The 18,536-nt window shown below is 38.4% G+C and carries 18 protein-coding genes and 1 pseudogene; 18 read left to right on the top strand and 1 reads right to left on the bottom strand.

The window, feature by feature from the left end; translation table 11 throughout:
• Positions 1–132 precede the first annotated feature (132 nt).
• The 13 genes and pseudogenes from QUF86_RS18635 (at position 133) to QUF86_RS18695 (ending at position 14,023) form a co-directional block, all read left to right on the top strand.
• Complete coding sequence (locus tag QUF86_RS18635) at positions 133–1,032, top strand: sulfite exporter TauE/SafE family protein (protein ID WP_289325199.1); 900 nt, start codon at positions 133–135, stop codon at positions 1,030–1,032.
• A gap of 873 nt (positions 1,033–1,905) precedes the next feature.
• Positions 1,906–2,424: a mismatch-specific DNA-glycosylase gene (locus QUF86_RS18640; protein WP_289316284.1), complete on the top strand. Its 519-nt coding sequence runs from the start codon at positions 1,906–1,908 to the stop codon at positions 2,422–2,424.
• A gap of 35 nt (positions 2,425–2,459) precedes the next feature.
• Positions 2,460–3,200, top strand: coding sequence for an AzlC family ABC transporter permease (locus tag QUF86_RS18645; RefSeq protein WP_289316285.1), 741 nt, complete (start codon positions 2,460–2,462; stop codon positions 3,198–3,200).
• Entirely contained in the window at positions 3,191–3,517 is a 327-nt protein-coding gene (locus QUF86_RS18650; protein ID WP_289335166.1) for an AzlD domain-containing protein, read from the top strand. Before QUF86_RS18645 ends, QUF86_RS18650 begins: the two co-directional genes overlap by 10 nt.
• Before the next feature lie 319 nt (positions 3,518–3,836).
• Positions 3,837–4,850, top strand: a complete 1,014-nt coding sequence (locus QUF86_RS18655; RefSeq protein WP_289335167.1) for a glycoside hydrolase family 15 protein — start codon at positions 3,837–3,839, stop codon at positions 4,848–4,850.
• Positions 4,851–5,109: 259 nt separating this feature from the next.
• A complete protein-coding gene (glgB, locus tag QUF86_RS18660) occupies positions 5,110–7,038 on the top strand; it encodes a 1,4-alpha-glucan branching protein GlgB (protein ID WP_289336253.1) in 1,929 nt (642 codons plus the stop codon).
• Positions 7,038–8,204, top strand: a complete 1,167-nt coding sequence (locus QUF86_RS18665; RefSeq protein WP_289335168.1) for a glucose-1-phosphate adenylyltransferase — start codon at positions 7,038–7,040, stop codon at positions 8,202–8,204. Before glgB ends, QUF86_RS18665 begins: the two co-directional genes overlap by 1 nt.
• Positions 8,205–8,222: 18 nt before the next feature.
• Positions 8,223–9,329, top strand: a complete 1,107-nt coding sequence (glgD, locus tag QUF86_RS18670) for a glucose-1-phosphate adenylyltransferase subunit GlgD (RefSeq protein ID WP_289316289.1) — start codon at positions 8,223–8,225, stop codon at positions 9,327–9,329.
• 16 nt (positions 9,330–9,345) lie between these two features.
• A complete protein-coding gene (glgA, locus tag QUF86_RS18675; RefSeq protein ID WP_289335169.1) occupies positions 9,346–10,782 on the top strand; it encodes a glycogen synthase GlgA in 1,437 nt (478 codons plus the stop codon).
• 127 nt (positions 10,783–10,909) lie between these two features.
• A complete protein-coding gene (gene cls, locus QUF86_RS18680; protein WP_289335171.1) occupies positions 10,910–12,415 on the top strand; it encodes a cardiolipin synthase in 1,506 nt (501 codons plus the stop codon).
• A 75-nt stretch (positions 12,416–12,490) separates the two neighbouring features.
• On the top strand, positions 12,491–13,246 hold the full coding sequence (locus tag QUF86_RS18685; protein WP_289335172.1) for an exodeoxyribonuclease III: 756 nt from the start codon (positions 12,491–12,493) through the stop codon (positions 13,244–13,246).
• Between the two features lie 62 nt (positions 13,247–13,308).
• Positions 13,309–13,728: a cytosolic protein gene (locus QUF86_RS18690; RefSeq protein ID WP_289335173.1), complete on the top strand. Its 420-nt coding sequence runs from the start codon at positions 13,309–13,311 to the stop codon at positions 13,726–13,728.
• 15 nt (positions 13,729–13,743) lie between these two features.
• Positions 13,744–14,023 (top strand): annotated as a pseudogene (locus QUF86_RS18695) (HNH endonuclease).
• Between the two features lie 500 nt (positions 14,024–14,523).
• Here the strand turns inward: QUF86_RS18695 and QUF86_RS18700 are convergent.
• Positions 14,524–15,045, bottom strand: coding sequence for a DUF2179 domain-containing protein (locus QUF86_RS18700; protein WP_289316295.1), 522 nt, complete (start codon positions 15,043–15,045; stop codon positions 14,524–14,526).
• Between the two features lie 242 nt (positions 15,046–15,287).
• Here QUF86_RS18700 and QUF86_RS18705 point away from each other — a divergent pair, with 242 nt between their 5' ends.
• The 5 genes from QUF86_RS18705 (at position 15,288) to QUF86_RS18725 (ending at position 18,527) form a co-directional block, all read left to right on the top strand.
• On the top strand, positions 15,288–15,632 hold the full coding sequence (locus tag QUF86_RS18705; protein ID WP_289316296.1) for an avidin-fold protein: 345 nt from the start codon (positions 15,288–15,290) through the stop codon (positions 15,630–15,632).
• Positions 15,633–15,659: 27 nt separating this feature from the next.
• A complete protein-coding gene (locus QUF86_RS18710) occupies positions 15,660–16,229 on the top strand; it encodes a histidine phosphatase family protein (RefSeq protein ID WP_289318371.1) in 570 nt (189 codons plus the stop codon).
• Positions 16,230–16,294: 65 nt separating this feature from the next.
• On the top strand, positions 16,295–16,963 hold the full coding sequence (locus QUF86_RS18715; RefSeq protein WP_289335174.1) for an NAD(P)H-binding protein: 669 nt from the start codon (positions 16,295–16,297) through the stop codon (positions 16,961–16,963).
• A gap of 293 nt (positions 16,964–17,256) precedes the next feature.
• Positions 17,257–17,673 carry a BlaI/MecI/CopY family transcriptional regulator gene (locus tag QUF86_RS18720; protein WP_289316298.1) on the top strand — a complete coding sequence of 139 codons (417 nt, stop codon included), beginning with the start codon at positions 17,257–17,259 and terminating at the stop codon, positions 17,671–17,673.
• The gene (locus tag QUF86_RS18725) at positions 17,673–18,527 is read left to right on the top strand and encodes a M56 family metallopeptidase (RefSeq protein WP_289335175.1); all 855 of its coding nucleotides are present in this window, start codon (positions 17,673–17,675) and stop codon (positions 18,525–18,527) included. The genes QUF86_RS18720 and QUF86_RS18725 overlap by 1 nt, the downstream gene beginning before the upstream one ends.
• Positions 18,528–18,536: the final 9 nt, after the last annotated feature.

The raw sequence follows: 18,536 nt of genomic DNA on the forward strand, positions 1-18,536 counted from the left end.
AACCAACATGTCATTCCATTGGTTAGGTGCCTCTTTGTGTCTTAATGGAAACCTGAATGATCTATTTATACAGGCGAACTGTACCGTCGGATTGATGTTATCAAGGTTCTATTTTAGTGAAAGGGGAAGGTCATGAAAAAGTTAATCGTTTTAGCCTTTATCGGGTTTTTAGCCCAATTAATCGATGGTTCGCTTGGCATGGGGTATGGGGTGAGTTCAACTTCCTTATTATTGACATTCGGGATTGCCCCTGCAGTAGCATCAGCATCCGTTCATTTATCGGAAGTAGTGACCACTGCGGTGTCCGGAGCTTCACATATAAAGTTTGGGAACGTAGATAAAAATATGGTCTATCGCTTGATCATCCCAGGTTCTGTTGGAGCATTTGTAGGGGCATGTTTCCTGAGCAACCTGCCTGCCGAATTAGCTAAACCATACATTGCCATATTTTTATTTGGCCTTGGTGTATACGTTTTATTCCGCTTTTTATTTATTTTTAAACCGTCAAAAGAAAATGAAACCGTTAAGCCATTAACCGCAAAACAATCCATTCCGTTAGGCCTTTTTGCAGGCTTTTGTGATGCAACAGGTGGAGGCGGTTGGGGCCCGATTGCAACGCCCGTTTTATTGTCAAAAAAAGGAATGACTGCTAGAAAAGCCGTAGGGACTGTAGATACGAGTGAATTTGCCATTGCTTTCTTCGGAAGTCTTGGTTTTATCCTCTCGCTTGGATGGGAAGCTGTCAATTGGCTTTGGGTGGTGGCGTTGATAATTGGTGGAGTGGTTGCCGCACCGATTGCAGCCTGGCTCGTCAGGATGCTTCCTGCTCAATTAATGGGTGTTTTAGTAGGGGGTTTTATTATCTTAATCAATGTACGAACCCTATTAGCTACATGGATTCCGATTGAAGCCCATATATATATCTATACAGCTATCGTGGTAATTTGGCTTTCAGGAATTCTTCTTACCATCAATAAGATGTCCACAGCAAGAAAACATGATCATATCGAACAACGGCAGAATGTTTCCTAAATCCGGTTAGAAAGAAGCGGATTTAATAAAAAGATAGTCTGTTACCTAACATGAAAACTCGTAGGTACATAAATACCTACGAGAAAAGTCATTTGATTGATGCGATTCGCCTTAAAAGTTAACACAGGTTGCGTTAAATTTAAAGGTTCCTGATCCTATTTAATAGACTCATTTAATTTCTGGATCCATAGCTTTGTTAATTACCATATCCATTAAGTATACCCTTTTTAAAATCGAGAGACTTGTGCCTCCAATAACTATATAGTTTTATTCTCCTGACAAAGGATCAAAACACCCCTATCCTAAAGAAGGCCATCCTTATCTTCATCCATTCTGAGAGTTTTGAAGTAATCTAAATATCATTACCATATCGTTTAATCAAATAAATTATGTTCGAGTGGATCGCGCACAATAAGGTATATGAAGAAGCAGCCATCTATAAGGTGGCTGTTTCTTTTGAACACGGGTTAATACCTCGTATCGAGACCTTTCCCGACAGGTTGGCTAAGCTAGGGTATTTTATATTAAATAGTCATTCCATTATTCAGGGAAATGAATGAAGGAAGCTGGGTTAATGGTCATTTCATGCCTGAAACTACACTCATTCGAGCAAGAGAAATGAGTGTAGTTTTTTCTTGTTTTAAAGCATTTATCATTCTGTGGAAAAAAGAATACTAAATTCAAGCGGAGCAATGGGTCTTCAATCTTCCATTTGTCAGGTTATCACTATATCATGGAACTATCATCCTTCATTCTAATTAAAGCGTTTATAAGTTTTTGGACATAAGTTTGTGAAAATGTCGGAAAAGGTAATTAAATATTTTTTGTTTTTTGTACAATAATTATATAAGAGATTTGAAAAGGAGTTTTAAAATGGAAGGCATCTCTGATCATTTAAAGGAAAATCTGGATATATTGTTCGTAGGTTTCAATCCAAGCATTCGGTCAGGAGAGACTGGCCATCATTATGCGAATCCAAACAATCGTTTTTGGAAAATCCTCTACGAGTCCGGGCTGACACCAAGGAAATATCACCCAACTGAAGACTCGTCATTACTGGATTTAGGTTATGGTTTTACCAATATCGTTTCCAGGCCTACAAAAGGTGCTGACGAAATCACAAAAGACGAGTACATAAGGGGTAGGAAGCAATTAAAAAGGAAAATTGAAAAGTATAAACCTAAACTTGTCTGTTTTGTAGGCAAGGGTGTCTATCAGGAATATCGTCAAATTCGAAAGGTCTCTTGGGGGCTTCAGGAAGATCCTTCATCGAATCGGACCATGGAATTCGTTGCCCCTTCTTCCAGCGGTTTAGTGAGAATGCGGATAGAAGAGATCATTGAAATATATAGTGAGTTACCAATTCTGCTCGGCAAGCAAGCTGGAATCTAATTGAAGGAACTTATTTAAACAAGGGTGGAATTCATATGAGTCAGGATCGTGCTGAATGGAAAAGCGATGGCATTTCCGAAGTCATTGATGGGGAAGGCTTTTGGCAAGGAGTAAAGGATTGTATTCCTACATTATTGGGGTACCTAAGTATCGGTTTTGCTGCAGGGGTCGTCGAAAAAACGTCAGGATTAAGTATGATGGAAGTGGCACTAATGTCGCTTTTACTCTATGCTGGGTCTGGACAATTCATAGCGGCAGGGATGATAGCTGCAAGTCATCCAGTATCGGCCATTATTTTTACGATTTTTTTTGTTAACAGTCGCCATTTATTACTTAGTGCGGCATTGACTCCATATTTCAGACATCAAAGTTTTAAACAAAACCTGATAACCGGGGCCTTGTTAACTGATGAAACGTTTGGAGTGGCCGTCACAACAGCACAGAAAAAGAAACAACTCGATTTTAAATGGATGCTTGGTCTGAATCTTGCAGCCTATTTAAATTGGTTCATTGCAAATATGGCCGGTGGTTTCTTTGGACAATGGATTCCAAATCCAGAAAAATATGGGATGGACTTCGCTCTGCCAGCGATGTTCATCGGCCTTTTAGTTTTGCAAATAGTAAGTAAAAAGGACTTTTTTATAGATCTTGCAGTGGCTTTTAGCAGCATATTAATCGTTGTTGCAGTAAGTTTCTTATTTCCTGGCAGTACTGGAGTAATAGTTGCAACGATTGTAGCTTCAACGATAGGGATGGTGATTGGCAGATGGAAATAAGCGGATATATCCTTATAGTAATCTTAGGGACTTCGATTGTAACTTTCATACCTCGAGTCGTACCCTTGATGCTGCTTAGTAAAATGCAGATTCCTGAGTGGGGCATCAACTGGCTAAAGCATGTGCCAGTGGCCGTAATGGCGGCGTTATTGGCTCAAGAACTTCTTTTATCGGAACAAGTCTTTTCAATTAGGGATAATGCATTGAATTTGGCCGCAGCTTTACCAGCTTTCCTGGTTGCCATTTTTACGAGAAGTCTATTGGGTACGGTTATGATTGGAGTGCATTCCTTGATGATATTACGATTTTTCTTTTAATGAATACTAAACTTTTATGTGATAGGCCGATATAACCAGTAATGGATTGCCATTACTGGTTTTTTATTTCACAAGAATAACCAGCAACTTTTTGAATTCGTTCATTTCCGTTAGGCAAATAACGCTTTTTAATGAACATTGGAAGCTTGATTATCAAAACCGGCAGTGATTACATAAACTAGGGTGAATGAACTTCTGAAATGTTGTTTTGGTTAACTGGAATGAAAGCGCTTCTAATAGAAAATGTATGAACCAACGTTTAGAAAGTAGGAGTTTGTCAACAATGGGAATAAGCAAATAACTATGGAGGTGTTCATTGATGAATGTAAATGGTGCCCTAGAGGTTCTAGATCGCATGCGGCTTCCTAATGGCGCATATACTGCAAGCATTTCCGATGATTATAATTATGTCTGGATAAGGGATGTCGTTTATACAGTATTGCCTTTTATAAATGATCCATCCAATCGTTACGAGAAAGCATATCATGCTCTATTCGACTTATTTCAATCCTATGAGTGGAAGATAGATATTCATACAGAACAGAAACCCCAGTTTCTTTTTGAACATATCCATGCACGGTATTCCACTGAGCTTAGGGAACTGCCCGATGAGTGGGGGCACGCCCAAAATGATGCGATCGGTTCCTTCTTATGGGGTGTCGGTGAAGGATACAGGCATGGGAAAAAGGTGATAAGAAATCAACGTGATTTACAAATCGTTCAAAAGTTGGTCAATTACTTGGAATGCCTGCAATATTGGCAGTCGGAAGATAACGGGATGTGGGAAGAAAATATCGAAATTCACGCTTCAAGCATCGGTGCATGTATTGCTGGTTTGAATTCAGTCAAGATGCTGGTCAACGTTAAAGAGGAACTGATTAAAAAGGGAGAAGAAACCCTCCGTTTCCTGCTTCCAAGGGAAAGTTATACAAAAGAGACGGATTTAGCCCTTTTATCCTTAATTTATCCTTATCGACTGGTAGATCGTGAAGTAGCCCTTAAAATATTGAAAAATGTCACAGAGCGCCTTGAACGAACAAAAGGCTGTATACGATATGAAAGGGACCTTTATTATAATGACGGTCAAGAAGCGGAATGGTGTTTCGGGCTTCCATGGTTGGGCCTATGCTATCTTGAACTTGGCATGATGAAAAAAGTAAAGGAATATATAAATAAAACGAAAATGATCATTCCGGAAAATTGGGAAGTACCTGAGCTATATATAGGAGGCAGTGATATTCCAAATAGGAATACTCCACTTGCATGGTCCGTCTCTTTATCCTATTTATTCTTAACGAAAACTGACATGGTTCGAACTGAACAAGCAACATGAAACATTCATACAAGAAACCATAAAGCTCTTTCCAAAAAAATGGAGGGAGCTTTTAGTGGTATAATAATATTTTTACATTAAATGGTTATTTTTTGCAAAATAATGTTTTAATTTGCAAAAAAACGGGCATTTATTACAATAACTTCACCTTCATTTGAAGGATTAATGTCATTTTCACCGAATATATATAATAACTGGGGAAGGATAGGTAAAATACTATCGAGTTAATACTGATGGAGGGGTTTTATTGAGTACAATTATGGACCAGCTACAAGAGAATTATCCAAGCGATTTCGATTTATATTTGTTTCATGAAGGCACCCTTTATGAAAGTTATAAAATGCTTGGGGCACACATTGTAACATCATTAGGTAATGAAGGAGTACGCTTCGCCGTTTGGGCCCCCCATGCCAAGCAAGTTTCAGTAGTCGGTAATTTTAATAATTGGGACGGTAATGAACATGCGATGAAGCGGATCGAGCGTTCAGGTATCTGGGTGTTGTTCGTACCAGGACTACAAGAAGGGGAAATATATAAATACGAAATACATACACCTGGAAATAAACGTATCCTAAAAGCCGATCCATATGCCTTCTATTCGGAAGTCAGACCAAAAACAGCCTCGGTCATTAAAAGGCTTGATAATTTTGAATGGCAAGATTCGAAATGGATAGCCGATAGGAAAAAGGAAAATATTTATCATAAACCCATGTCCATTTATGAAGTGCACCCCGGAACATGGAAACAGACAGAAAATGGCGAATTTTATTCGTACCGTGAATTGGCTGATAGATTAGTTGATTATGTGATTGATAATAGTTTTACACATATTGAAATCATGGCCATTATGGAACACCCATATGATAAATCATGGGGATACCAGGTCACGGGATATTATTCAGTAACTAGTCGTTACGGATCACCGGAAGATTTTAAGTATTTAATTAACCTTTGTCACCAAAAGGGCATTGGGGTAATCCTTGACTGGGTTCCCGCCCATTTTTGTAAAGACGCGCATGGACTTTCCCGTTTTGACGGTACGCCTCTCTATGAACCAATTGATCATGCTAGGGCAGAGCGACCGTTATGGGGTACGTACAACTTTGATTTTACCAAACCGGAAGTAGTCAGTTTCCTCATATCAAATGTAATGTTTTGGATGGATGTTTACCATATTGATGGAGTCCGTGTCGATGCGGTATCGTCAATGGTTTATTTAAATCATGATAATCCCTTGCCGGTCAAGCTAAAAAACCAGTTTGGCGGCGAGGAGAATCTAGAAGCCATACAATTTTTGCAAAAACTTAATGAAGTGGTTTTCAAGAAATATCCCAATGCATTAATGATGGCTGAAGAAGCAACAGACCGGCCACTTATAACTTCTCCTACCGATATAGGCGGCCTGGGTTTTAACTACAAATGGAATATGGGATGGACGAACGATATCCTTCGTTATATGAAACTTGAAACGGGAGAAAGACCAAATCACCATAGCCTCTTAACATTTTCATTTTTCTATGCTTTTTCAGAAAATTTCGTCTTGCCCTTTTCACATGATGAAGTAGTTCATGGCAAGAAGTCTTTATTGAACAAGATGCCAGGTGACTATTGGCAGAAATTCGCAAATTTGCGTTTACTCCTTGGATATTTCATGGCGCATCCTGGAAAGAAGCTTCTATTTATGGGCAGTGAATTTGGCCAGTTCATAGAATGGAAAGATGAGGAACAATTGGATTGGCTGCTTTTGGAATATGAATCTCACGAAAAAATGGCATATTACTTCCGTACCCTACAGGAATTTTATAGGGAAAGTTCCTCTTTATGGAGACTGGATCATGTCCAGGAGGGATTTGAATGGATAGATCCAAACAATAGTACCCAGAGTATCATTACCTTTATGAGAAAAGGGAAACGCAAAGGCGATTATTGCATTGTTGTATGTAATTTTTCTGCGCAGACCCATGCTCATTATCAAATAGGTGTACCATCCCATGGGAAATATATAGAGGTCTTCAACAGTGATTCGACAGCTTTTGGAGGATCTGGCCAGATCAATGAAGAACCCATTAATGTCAAAAAAGAACCATACCATAATCAACCATTCAGCATGGAAATAACTGTACCTCCATTAGGCATTTCAATTTATATGAAGCAAACAAAAAAAAGACGGGGGAGAGTGAACGAATAATGGGAGCGAAAAAATGGATAGCAATGTTATTGGCAGGAGGCCAGGGTTCAAGGTTAGGTGAATTGACAATCGGTTTGGCAAAACCAGCTGTTCCCTTTGGCGGTAAATATAGAATCATCGATTTTCCATTAAGTAACTGCACTCATTCTGGTATTGATACGGTTGGGGTACTGACCCAATACCAGCCATTGATTCTAAATGATTATGTTGGTAATGGCAAAGCTTGGGATCTCGATCTGGATGTTGGCGGAGTATCCGTTCTTCCCCCTTATCAAGGGAAAGAAGGCGGTGAGTGGTATAAAGGGACGGCAAACGCTGTTTATCAAAATATCCAATACATTGATAACTATGATCCGGAACATGTACTGATTCTCTCAGGTGACCATATCTATAAGATGGATTACAGTAAGATGCTGGATTATCATGTCGAAAAAAATGCAGAGGCAACCATCGCCGTCATTCAAGTGCCATGGCAGGAAGCAAGCCGTTTTGGAATCATGAATACCAATGATGATGATAAAGTCACCCAATTCGACGAAAAACCAAAGTATCCAAAGAGTAATCTTGCTTCCATGGGCGTTTACCTTTTCAATTGGAAGACCCTAAGACGGTATTTAATAAACGATGAAAAAGATGCAAGTTCTTCTAATGATTTCGGTAGCAACATCATTCCAAAGATGCTTGAAGACCGAAAAAAGTTATATGCCTATCGTTTTAATGATTATTGGAAAGATGTTGGAACGGTGGAAAGCCTTTGGCAGGCCCATATGGATTTATTGGAGGAAACGCCAAATTTCCAGTTGGATGATCAACAATGGAAAATCTTTGCCCGCAATGCGAATCACCCTCCGCAATATATATCGTCAGATGCCGAGGTCAGTCAGTCGCTTATCAATGAAGGGTGCATGATACATGGGAACATTGAACATTCTGTTTTATCCTATAATGTTCAGGTGGGCTATGGGTCAACCATAAAAGATTCAGTCATCATGCCTAATGTCACTATTGGTGAAAACGTTCATATAGAAAGAAGCATCATAGCCAGCAATTGCGTAATAGAAGATGGTGCCGTAGTTGGCAATTCAGCGGTTACATCCGATATTACATTAATTGGCGAAAATCAGACTATTATCAATCCAAACAAAAAAAAGATCACTCTGAACTAGGAAAAAGGGGAAGATGCTATGGAAAACGTGTTGGGTATTATTAACTTAATCAATGAAAAACAACATTTAAAAGATCTGACTGCTCACCGTAATGTAGCATCGGTGCCATTTGGTGGACGCTACCGTTTGATTGACTTTACGATGTCTAACTTCATAAATGCGGATGTATCGAAAGTGGCCGTTTTTCCAAAGGAAAAATATCTCTCGGTTATGGATCATCTTGGATCAGGTAAAGAATGGAACTTGGATCGGCGTTCAGGAGGATTATACATCTTGCCCCCTATCCATCCGGATGAAACGGTAACAGGCGATATGAAGCAATTCTACGATCACCTCAGCTTTTTCGAACGTGCAGAGGCAGATACTGTCATCATTTCCCCTGGATGCCATGTATGCAAATTGGATTTTAATGAAGTGCTTGATTATCATAAAAAACATAAAGCGGATATCACGGTGGTATACAAGGATTATGAAGGGGAACTGATTGAAAAACCAATCTATCACACCTGCTCAGTAGATTCGGATGAAGACATCACTGACATTAGCTTCTACACAATCCCTAGACCTGGTGACCATGTTTGTCTAGAAACCTTCATCATAAGTAAAACCCTTTTGGTGAACTTGATCAAAAGCTGTGTTGCCAGTGGAGAATATGACTTTTTGAAAGATGCTGTGAAAGCCAATCTTCATCGTTTTACCGTCAAAGGCTACAATTTTACTGGAGATATGCCGTTCATCCATTCCATTGAAAGTTTCCATTCCAGTAATATGAATTTCCTGAACCCTTCGGTCATCCGTTCTTTCTTCGGGGATACTTGGGATGTTTATACAAAAATCAAACATGAGGCACCGACCAAATATTCAAGTTCTTCGAAGGTTACGAATTCATTGATAGCCAACGGTTGTGTTATTGAAGGGACTGTTGAAAACAGTATTCTCTTCCGTGGGGTAAAGGTGAAAAAGGGCGCGATTATAAAAAATAGCATCATCATGCAAAAAGGCGTGATCGAAGAAGGCGCTATCGTAGAAAATATCATTACCGATAAAGAAGTGAAAATTACTAGTGAAAAATCCGTAATTGGTTTAAAACAGCCGACTGTAATAAAAAAAGCGGAAGTAATTTAATAGAGGAGGTGCGGCAATGAACGTTGTATTTGCTGCTTCAGAATGCGCCCCCTTTATAAAAACGGGAGGGCTCGGAGACGTTATAGGCGCGCTCCCGAAAGCGCTAAAAAAACAGGGTGTCCATGTAAGTGTAATCCTTCCTAAATACGGGGATCTGCCAAACCGCTTCAAAAAAGAAATGAAACATATGACGAGTATCGAGGTCCCTGTCGGTTGGCGCCAGCAATTTTGTGGTATCGAAAAACTTGTTGCTGATGGAATTACATATTATTTCCTGGATAATGAATATTATTTCAAAAGGCATGGGAGTTATGGTTTTTTTGATGATGGCGAAAGATTCGCCTTCTTTTCCCGTGCAGTATTAGAGGCTTTACCCTATTTAGAAGAAAAGCCGGATGTCATACACTGTCACGATTGGCAAACTGGCCTTGTCAGTGTTTTGCTGAAAGCTCATTATCATAACCATCCTTTCTATCAGGATATTAAAACGATATTTACCATACATAATTTACGCTATCAAGGAGTTTATCCTAAAGCTGTTTTAGCAGAATTACTGGATTTGAGTGAGTTATATTTTAATATCGATGGTCTTGAATTCCATGGGAATGTCAGTTATTTGAAAGCTGGCTTAGCTTTCTCTAACATAGTCACAACTGTCAGCCCAAGTTATGCGGAAGAAATTCAAAGTCCCTATTTTGGGGAAAATCTGGATGGGTTTTTAAGGAAAAGGAATGGTGACCTTAAAGGGATTGTCAATGGTGTCGATTATGAGGAATATAATCCTGAGGAAGATGAACATCTTCCTGTTCCATTTGACTCCTATGAGGGTAAGATGGAGAATAAACGTCAGTTACAGGAATCGCTGAATCTTCCGGTCAATGATGGAGTCCCTGTTATATCAATGGTGACCAGACTTGTTGATCAAAAAGGAATCGACCTTATTCTCCATGTATTTCATGAAATGATGAATCAAGGGATTCAATTCATCCTTTTAGGTACGGGTGATGAGCAATATGAATCTGCATTTCGCCATTTAGCTGACCAATATCCAAATCAGGTTTCAGTAAATACATATTTTGATGAGGGTTTAGCAAGGCGCATTTATGCAGGTTCTGATTTATTTCTGATGCCTTCCCAATTCGAACCATGTGGTATTGGCCAACTATTAGCGCTTCGTTATGGTACTCTGCCGTTGGTGAGGGAGACAGGCGGACTTCGTGATACGGTCATTCCGTATAATCAATTTACTGGTGAGGGGAATGGCTTCAGTTTTACGAATTATAATGCTCACGATATGCTTCATGCAATTGAACAATCTGTTGGGCTGTACAAATTCCAGCCGAAAAGATGGAGGAATCTGGTCGAAAACGCAATGAAGTTAGACTTCAGTTGGACTTCATCTTCCTTAAAGTATATGCAGCTATATGAATCTCTGATTCCTGTCATGAAGTGATAATTGGATAGGAAATACACAAAACACTTGCGAAAAGAGTCTTCGTAAGTGTTTTGTTTCTTTTACCATCAAATATGGGTATATGTTTAGATATATATAAAATATTGCTGTGTAGGAGAATGAAAAGATGAGAAGAAGAAGAATGGAAATTGTATTTTTATTTATTTTAATGGCTGCGGTTTATATGATCCTGTTCACTCATGTCAGCTTCAACGTGAAGCTATTTTTTATTGGATTATATATTTTTGTCGTGTTTGTTACCATGTTTTCACTCATGCTAGAAAATAGATTTGCTCACGAGACCCTTTTATGGATATACGTGCTTTTGTTTTTCCCTGTATTTGGATATGTGTTTTATCTATTTTCAGGACAGCTCTATTTAAAGGGGTATTTGTTTAGAAGTAAAAGAAAAAAAGATCGGGAAGAATGGAAGAGTCTTGTCACTCATGTATCATCGCCAGATTTAACGTTCTTGAATAATCATCAGCAATCATTCGCAGCTTTTGCCAAAAATGCTTCTGAGACCACTATAAGTACATCTTCGCAAACGGAAGTATTGAAAAATGGGAACGAAACGTTTACAGAAATCATCAAACAGTTAAAAAAGGCTGAAAAATTCATCCATATTGAATATTATATTTTTCGTTCAGACAGGCTGGGGACGGAAATAATAGATATCCTAATTGAAAAAGCAAAAGATGGTGTGGAAGTTTTATTCATTTTTGATGCCGCCGGTAGTTTAAGCCTTTCAAATAATGAAGTAAAGAGGATGAAAAATGCAGGGATAAAAGCATATCCGTTTTCGCCTCTGAAACACGGTTTTTTCAATCAAAAGTTTAATTTTAGGAATCATCGAAAAATCATCATCATTGATGGGGAAATTGGCTTTGTAGGCGGTTTAAACGTAGGTGAGGAATATTTAGGACGAAACAAAAACATTGGATTTTGGAGAGATACACACATGGTCCTAAAAGGTGAAGCAGTATATATGCTTCATACTGTTTTCCTTTTGGATTGGGAATATGTAAGTGGGGAAGATGTATTGCAGAAACGTCCGGTATTCAAAAATAATGTTAAACAAGGGGAGGGAGCTGTCCAGGTAGTTGCGAGCGGACCTGATACACAACAGGGAATCATGAGTGATTTTTACTATTCGCTTATCACTAGCGCCACTGAATCAATTTGGATAGCGAGTCCATACTTCGTACCTAATCAAGCGATTAAAGCAGCAATTAAACATGCCGCCATTAAGGGGATACAAGTTAGGGTTATGGTACCCGCAGTAAATGATGGGTTTTTAACCCAATATGGCAGCCGCTCCTACTTCGGGGAGCTGCTTCAATTCGGTGTAGAGGTATACACGTATAAAAAGGGTTTTTTACATCAGAAAATTATTATCGTAGATGGTGATATGGCTTCCATAGGGACGGCAAACATGGATATGAGGAGTTTTCATCTGAATTTCGAGGTGAATGTCTTTCTTATGGGCAGCTGTTCCATTGATGATCTTGTCACTCATTATAAAGAGGATATGATCGATAGTGACAAACTAGATCTAATTAGTTATAACAATCGTGGCTTACTGGAACGTTCAAAAGAATCATTTGCCAGATTGTTTTCGAATATACTCTAATGGGAAAAAAAGCAGATAAATAGTATAGTGGAAATGTAATGAAATTAGTTGGCCATAAGGAGAATTTAAGCGAATATGAAATTGGTTTCCTGGAATGTGAATGGAATTAGAGCTTGTGTTAAAAAAGGATTTTTAGATTACTTTAAAGATGTGGATGCAGATATTTTTTGCCTTCAAGAAACTAAGCTTCAAGAAGGGCAAATTTCACTTGAATTGGAAGGGTACCATCAATATTGGAATTATGCATTGAAAAAAGGATATTCAGGTACAGCCATATTCACAAAGGAAAAACCGCTTTCAGTGAAATATGGTGTTGGGGAGATGGACGAGGAGCCCGAAGGTAGAATCATAACATTGGAATTCGAGAATTTCTATATGGTGAATGTATATACACCCAATGCGAAAAGGGATTTATCAAGGCTTGATTACCGTCTTGAGTGGGAAGATGGGATGATTGATTATCTTAAAGAACTGGATATGGTTAAGCCGGTTATTTTCTGTGGGGACCTCAATGTTGCACATCAGGAAATCGACTTGAAAAACCCGAAACCTAATATTGGGAATTCCGGATTCACTAATGAAGAACGTGGAAAGATGACTGAATTACTTGATGCAGGGTTTATCGATACATTTCGCCATTTTTATCCTAACCAGGAAGGTGCCTACACTTGGTGGTCATATATGGCAAAAGTAAGGGAGCGAAATATCGGTTGGAGAATCGATTATTTCATTGTTTCAAAACGGCTGACGGATTCTTTAATTGAGGCTAACATTCACTGCGATGTCATGGGAAGTGATCATTGCCCGGTTGTCTTGGAAACTACCCTCTAAATCGAATAAATCCGGGTAAATGGGGATACTAATGGTTATCCATATTCAATAGGAGGTAGACTATGAACACATTTATCGTGGGCTTTCATCAAGAAGATAATGTAGACAGCATGCAAGTGCAAAAATTGACGGCGGCTGAGTTTGAAAAAACAACATCACGCGGTTTTCGCAGGTTATTTGAACTGGATACAAATATCGGTTATTTCGTTTTTTTTGATGCAGAAGATGATGAGGGTGATTTATCTCATCTTGTTTTACAGTATGAAGAAGATAACCAGGATCCAAGTGATTGTTACTCCTTTACTAAAAATGATTTTTATGAGTTCATGGCACTTTATTTACAAGGCATGGATGAAGTGGAAGTTGAAGGAGAAGAAGTGGAAGATGAAGAAGATGATGACAATGAAGAGTATGGACCGATCCACCATCTTGCCCATTTGATGTTTCATATTGTTGAAGAAGGAAAATCCGTAAAGCCTTAACGGTCGAGTGAAGAGATGAAAGGTACTTGTGAGCTTTGTGACAGGGGTGAGATTGAACTGACCATCCATCATTTAACCTCCTAGAGAGTTAGGAGGAAGCCTTTTACCAATTGCCTATCTCTGTAAACCATGTCATAAACAGATTCACGCATTGTATTCAAACCGAGAGCTGGCGATCCGCCTATATAACGTGGTTTTGCTGAAAGATGATGAAGCATTAAAAAAATACGTAAAGTGGATTAAAAAACAACCGGTTACTAGGGCAGTTAAGATTAAAAAATCAAAAACCAAATAATGCAAAAGCCCATCTTTAATAGATGGGCTCTGTTTGTCGACAAAAGGTTAAATGAGAGTTTTATTAATATCGAGGGATCAATACTTGGGTGCCCTACTTCTGAATACATTTCTCCAGGTGACGGGGACACAAGGTGGTATAAAGCGATAATTTCAATTTGTCTCGGTGAATAGTTTGATGTTTCGAAAGCATAGTGGTCAACTCAAGGGAATTATAACCATAATTTTAAAACAAGATTTGGTTATACTTTTTTACTGTTTTATATAGGGCGAAACCCTCACTGGATTGAAGAAATTTGCAAGACTCCTGCCGAATAAGTGGCTGGCCGAGACACCAAAGACGCGTGCGGCGAGGAGGCTTGGCAGACAGTCGGAGGAAAGGGAGCGGATTTCTGAAAACAACTGTAACGATTATAAAGAAAAAACTGTAGATAAACTCGCTTTTCTTCGAGATTGTCTACAGTCTGAGCCCATCTTTAATAGATGGGCTTTTGCATATATTCAGCTTGCTTTATTTTTCAACCGGTCCAGTAAAAATCCACCTTTAAAATAACGTGGTTCATATGAAATGATGAAAGCCTTAGGCTCAAACTTTTCAACGGTTGCTATCAATTCTTGTTCCCGGTTGCGTTTTGTCAATATTTCCATTCGATAACGGTTGCTATCCCTGCCCTCGCCCGTATAAAGAGTGACACCAAATCCATTATTCCTCAATGTATCAACTAAGGGTTCATTTTTGGTTTGGGTATTAACGGTTACATTTATAAAACCGATGGCGAGTTTTTGCTCAATTTTCGTACCAAAAATTATTCCGATTCCAAAACCGACTGCATATACAACCATGGCGAGTATGCTTTGGTCACCGCCAAATACAAGGGATAAGCCAAAAACGTATACTAACATTTCTGCGATACCCAGAATCGAGGCAAGTATGGTAATATTTTTTACTAAGAAAATGGTTCGCAGCGTGTAAATCGGAACATAAATAAGTTGTAATAGTAGAATCAGAAGTATTTCTTTCAAATGAGCACCTCACCAATATCTTCAAGTTAATTTAGATGTTTCACCTCTGGGAATGTTCATACCATTTGTAACATCTTCCATAATCTAACCACAAAATAATAGAAGAATTCAATGGGAAATATTATGTATTTTTTGTGGCATAAACATTGAGGACGAATTATGTTTTTATAAGATTTTTAAATATTCTTTTTTTTATTAATTTGGTATCATTATCCTTATTAATTTAATATGGGGGAATGATCATGATTAATTATGATGGACGGATATTCAGAGCTAAAGTCAATTCTGAAAATGGAGAAGTATCAGGAAGTACATCCTTCCACTATTCACAAGAAGGTTCAATTCTTTCAGCAAGTTATCAGGGCGGAGAGGTTGTTAAGGGAACTTTAATAGGGCTTGTAAATATGGATGGATCTCTGGAATTCAGGTATAATCATATCAATGAAAAAGGTGAAATTAGAGGAGGTAGCTGTCTTTCCACCCCTGAAATGCTGCCTGATGGAAGGATACGCTTGCATGAAAAGTGGAAATGGTCAGATCTCGAGCAGAGTGAAGGACACTCCATCATAGAAGAAGAGATAAAATAACAATCTACATAGAGGGGTTTGAGGACAATTACTACTATTTGTTTAGTACGGCATGGTCAAACAGATTGGAATGCACTGGGAAAACTTCAGGGGCAGACTGATATCCCTTTAAATGAACTAGGAAAGATACAGGCACGGCAATGTGGTGAATTTTTGTCAAAAGAGGATTGGGATGTAATTATTTCAAGCCCTCTAAAAAGGGCAAGGGAAACGGCTGATATCATTTCCCATTATATTGAAGTCCCGGTTATCGAAAAAATGGAATTCATAGAAAAGAATTTTGGTGTCGCTGAAGGAATGACAGCGGCTGAAAGGAAAGCAGCATTCAAGGATAAAGTATATCCGGGTCAGGAAAATCAGGATTCTTTACAATACAGGCTGATGAATGGGCTCCAGGAAATTCAAAAGGAGTATCCCGAAAAGAAAGTTATACTTGTTGCACATGGCGCTGTCATTCATTTCATTTTACGGTTGATGTCAAACGAGTCTATCGTTTCCAACGAAATGCGTTTGTTCAATGCATGTTTGAGTACGATTAGATTTGATGTCGATTCCTGGATAATAGATGATTTCAATCAAGTGAATCATTTAACTTAGTTTGTTTAGCGTCAAAAAATGGGTCTGGATGATATTCAGGAACTAATGAAGGAAAGAAGGAAATCATGACTAATAAGACGGCATTGATTTTAGGGGCTACAGGTGTGGTTGGTACCCAGTTGGTTAAAGAGATAAGCAACAGCAAAATTTATAAGGAAATCCACTTGCTGACAAGAAGGGAAATGAAAATCACGGAACCCAAGTGCACAGGACATGTTGTGGATTTTGAAAATTTATCCAAGTGTGCCGATTTGTTCAACGTCACCGATGTTTTCATTTGTTTAGGTACAACGATCAAGAATGCAAAATCGAAGGAAGCTTTTCGTAAAGTCGATTATGATTATGTAATCGAGGCAGCTAAAATGGCGAAAGCGTCCGGTGTTGAAAAATTACTCGTTATAACAGCCATGGGAGCCGATTCCAAATCAAAGTTTTTCTACAGTCGTGTTAAGGGCGATGTGGAAGGAACACTAAAACACCTAGAATTGAATTCTGTCCATATATTTCGCCCATCCTTACTTCTTGGAGAACGAAAGGAATTTAGGTCAGGTGAAAAGATTTCTGGTATGCTAAGTTCCTTTGCTAAATTTCTCTTTGTGGGCCCATTACGTCCATATCGTGCCATAGAAGCAAACAAAGTAGCTGCTGCAATGTATGCTGCGGCCCAAACGACGGCACGAGGATATCATTTTTATAATTCTGATGAAATAGAGAAACTTGCAACAAAGAGTTAATTATTAATTAGTGAAACGAGCCTCAAAAGGCTCGTTTTTTTTAAATTAAAGCCAATTTTTATGGAGAATTCATGCCCGTTTAAGAAGAAAAGGGATCTGTTTTTATGAAACTATTGATGCTGGAAAAGCAATTGAAGCTAATGATAAAGGTTGGCAGGTATAGATTCAAGAAGGGGGGACAATTTCGGTTGTGCCGGCCCAGTAGGAATTTCGAATATACTAGATCTAATCTTCCGGTTGAAACTTGATTCTAACAAGGATTTCCACTACAATTCGTAGTGGGAGGGTAAAAAATGAATATTAAAAATTTTAAATATGATGAAGTTGGACTGAATCGTTTCTTTGGTCCTTTGGAAGCTAATATCATGGAATATTTATGGGATGAAAATGAACAGAGTATTAAAGCGGTTCAACAGTCCTTGGAGCTTGATAAGCCTATTAACTTTAATACGGTAATGACAGTCATGAATCGACTGGTTGAAAAAGGCATTCTTGAAAAGCGGTCTGAAGGAAGGCTTTCATTATTTCGCCCCGTTCAGTCTAAAGCGGAGTTTTTAGAAGAGCAGTCAAAGAAACTTACTGAGAATTTGCTGGATGAATTTGGCGGGGCTGTAATTAGCCATATGCTAGATGCCATGAAAGACGCTGACCAAGGTTTAATTGAAAAATTGGAACAAAAGATTCAATCATTAAAAAAGGATAAATTATAATGTGGAGGAAAAAGTCTTATTTTGTGATAAGCCTGAGTCTTCTAATTGCCTGTTTAGTATGGAGCCAAATGGGAGCTTTTTTGGCACACATCTTTTTTGGAGTCAATATTAAAGCCAACTTTTTTAAATTTTGCTTTAGTCTATTCAGGGAAGGTTCAGTATACTACTTTGTGGTCATCACACTGCTCAATATTGTAATAGCCTATAGTATTTTGAGCACCCTATTCAAAATTGCAGAGCAATATCTCTTATCCAGAAGGTTTAAACAAAAGCTTTTTATCTACAAAAATGTTGAAAAGACAAGGTCTATAAATGAAACATTCAAAAGGGTCAACAAAGATATCTTAGTTGTGAATGCTGATCAACCTCTTGCGTTTACACTTGGTTTCAGGCGACCATTCATTGTTATCAGTACTGGTTTAATTCGATTATTGGACTTTGATGAGCTAGAAGCGGTAGTAGAGCATGAGGCCTTTCACCAAAAACAATACGATCCGCTGGTAATCTTCATTTTACAGTTGATTTCACATGCGTTATGGTTTATCCCACTGACAAAATGGTGTTATAAAAATTACAAAATAATAAGTGAATTATTAGCCGATGAATATGCGATTAATAAAATGGGGACTGAATTAGGCATAAGTGCTGCTTTGTTGAAGTTAATTAAACATTGTTGCTCTGATAAATCCTCTCCTGTCCTTGTCCACTTCTCGAATGAATCGGTTAACTATAGACTTCAGCAATTAGTCGATCCCCATAAATCAATTCCTTTGAGGGCTGATACTACCACGATTTTTGTTTCTATATATGTTTTGATTATACTATTGGGAATGACTATAGTGATTGTCGGATGACTTTCACTT

The sequence above is a fragment of the Peribacillus sp. NJ11 genome (genome assembly GCF_030348405.1).
Lineage (GTDB): Bacteria > Bacillota > Bacilli > Bacillales > DSM-1321 > Peribacillus.

Excerpts from the sequence above, each read along its gene's own strand:
- QUF86_RS18635 (WP_289325199.1), top strand. The coding sequence starts at position 133 with ATGAAAAAGTTAATCGTTTTAGCCTTTATCGGGTTTTTAGCCCAATTA.
- QUF86_RS18640 (WP_289316284.1), top strand. The coding sequence starts at position 1,906 with ATGGAAGGCATCTCTGATCATTTAAAGGAAAATCTGGATATATTGTTC.
- QUF86_RS18645 (WP_289316285.1), top strand. The coding sequence starts at position 2,460 with ATGAGTCAGGATCGTGCTGAATGGAAAAGCGATGGCATTTCCGAAGTC.
- QUF86_RS18650 (WP_289335166.1), top strand. The coding sequence starts at position 3,191 with ATGGAAATAAGCGGATATATCCTTATAGTAATCTTAGGGACTTCGATT.
- QUF86_RS18655 (WP_289335167.1), top strand. The coding sequence starts at position 3,837 with ATGAATGTAAATGGTGCCCTAGAGGTTCTAGATCGCATGCGGCTTCCT.
- glgB (WP_289336253.1), top strand. The coding sequence starts at position 5,110 with ATGGACCAGCTACAAGAGAATTATCCAAGCGATTTCGATTTATATTTG.
- QUF86_RS18665 (WP_289335168.1), top strand. The coding sequence starts at position 7,038 with ATGGGAGCGAAAAAATGGATAGCAATGTTATTGGCAGGAGGCCAGGGT.
- glgD (WP_289316289.1), top strand. The coding sequence starts at position 8,223 with ATGGAAAACGTGTTGGGTATTATTAACTTAATCAATGAAAAACAACAT.
- glgA (WP_289335169.1), top strand. The coding sequence starts at position 9,346 with ATGAACGTTGTATTTGCTGCTTCAGAATGCGCCCCCTTTATAAAAACG.
- cls (WP_289335171.1), top strand. The coding sequence starts at position 10,910 with ATGAGAAGAAGAAGAATGGAAATTGTATTTTTATTTATTTTAATGGCT.
- QUF86_RS18685 (WP_289335172.1), top strand. The coding sequence starts at position 12,491 with ATGAAATTGGTTTCCTGGAATGTGAATGGAATTAGAGCTTGTGTTAAA.
- QUF86_RS18690 (WP_289335173.1), top strand. The coding sequence starts at position 13,309 with ATGAACACATTTATCGTGGGCTTTCATCAAGAAGATAATGTAGACAGC.
- QUF86_RS18705 (WP_289316296.1), top strand. The coding sequence starts at position 15,288 with ATGATTAATTATGATGGACGGATATTCAGAGCTAAAGTCAATTCTGAA.
- QUF86_RS18715 (WP_289335174.1), top strand. The coding sequence starts at position 16,295 with ATGACTAATAAGACGGCATTGATTTTAGGGGCTACAGGTGTGGTTGGT.
- QUF86_RS18720 (WP_289316298.1), top strand. The coding sequence starts at position 17,257 with ATGAATATTAAAAATTTTAAATATGATGAAGTTGGACTGAATCGTTTC.
- QUF86_RS18725 (WP_289335175.1), top strand. The coding sequence starts at position 17,673 with ATGTGGAGGAAAAAGTCTTATTTTGTGATAAGCCTGAGTCTTCTAATT.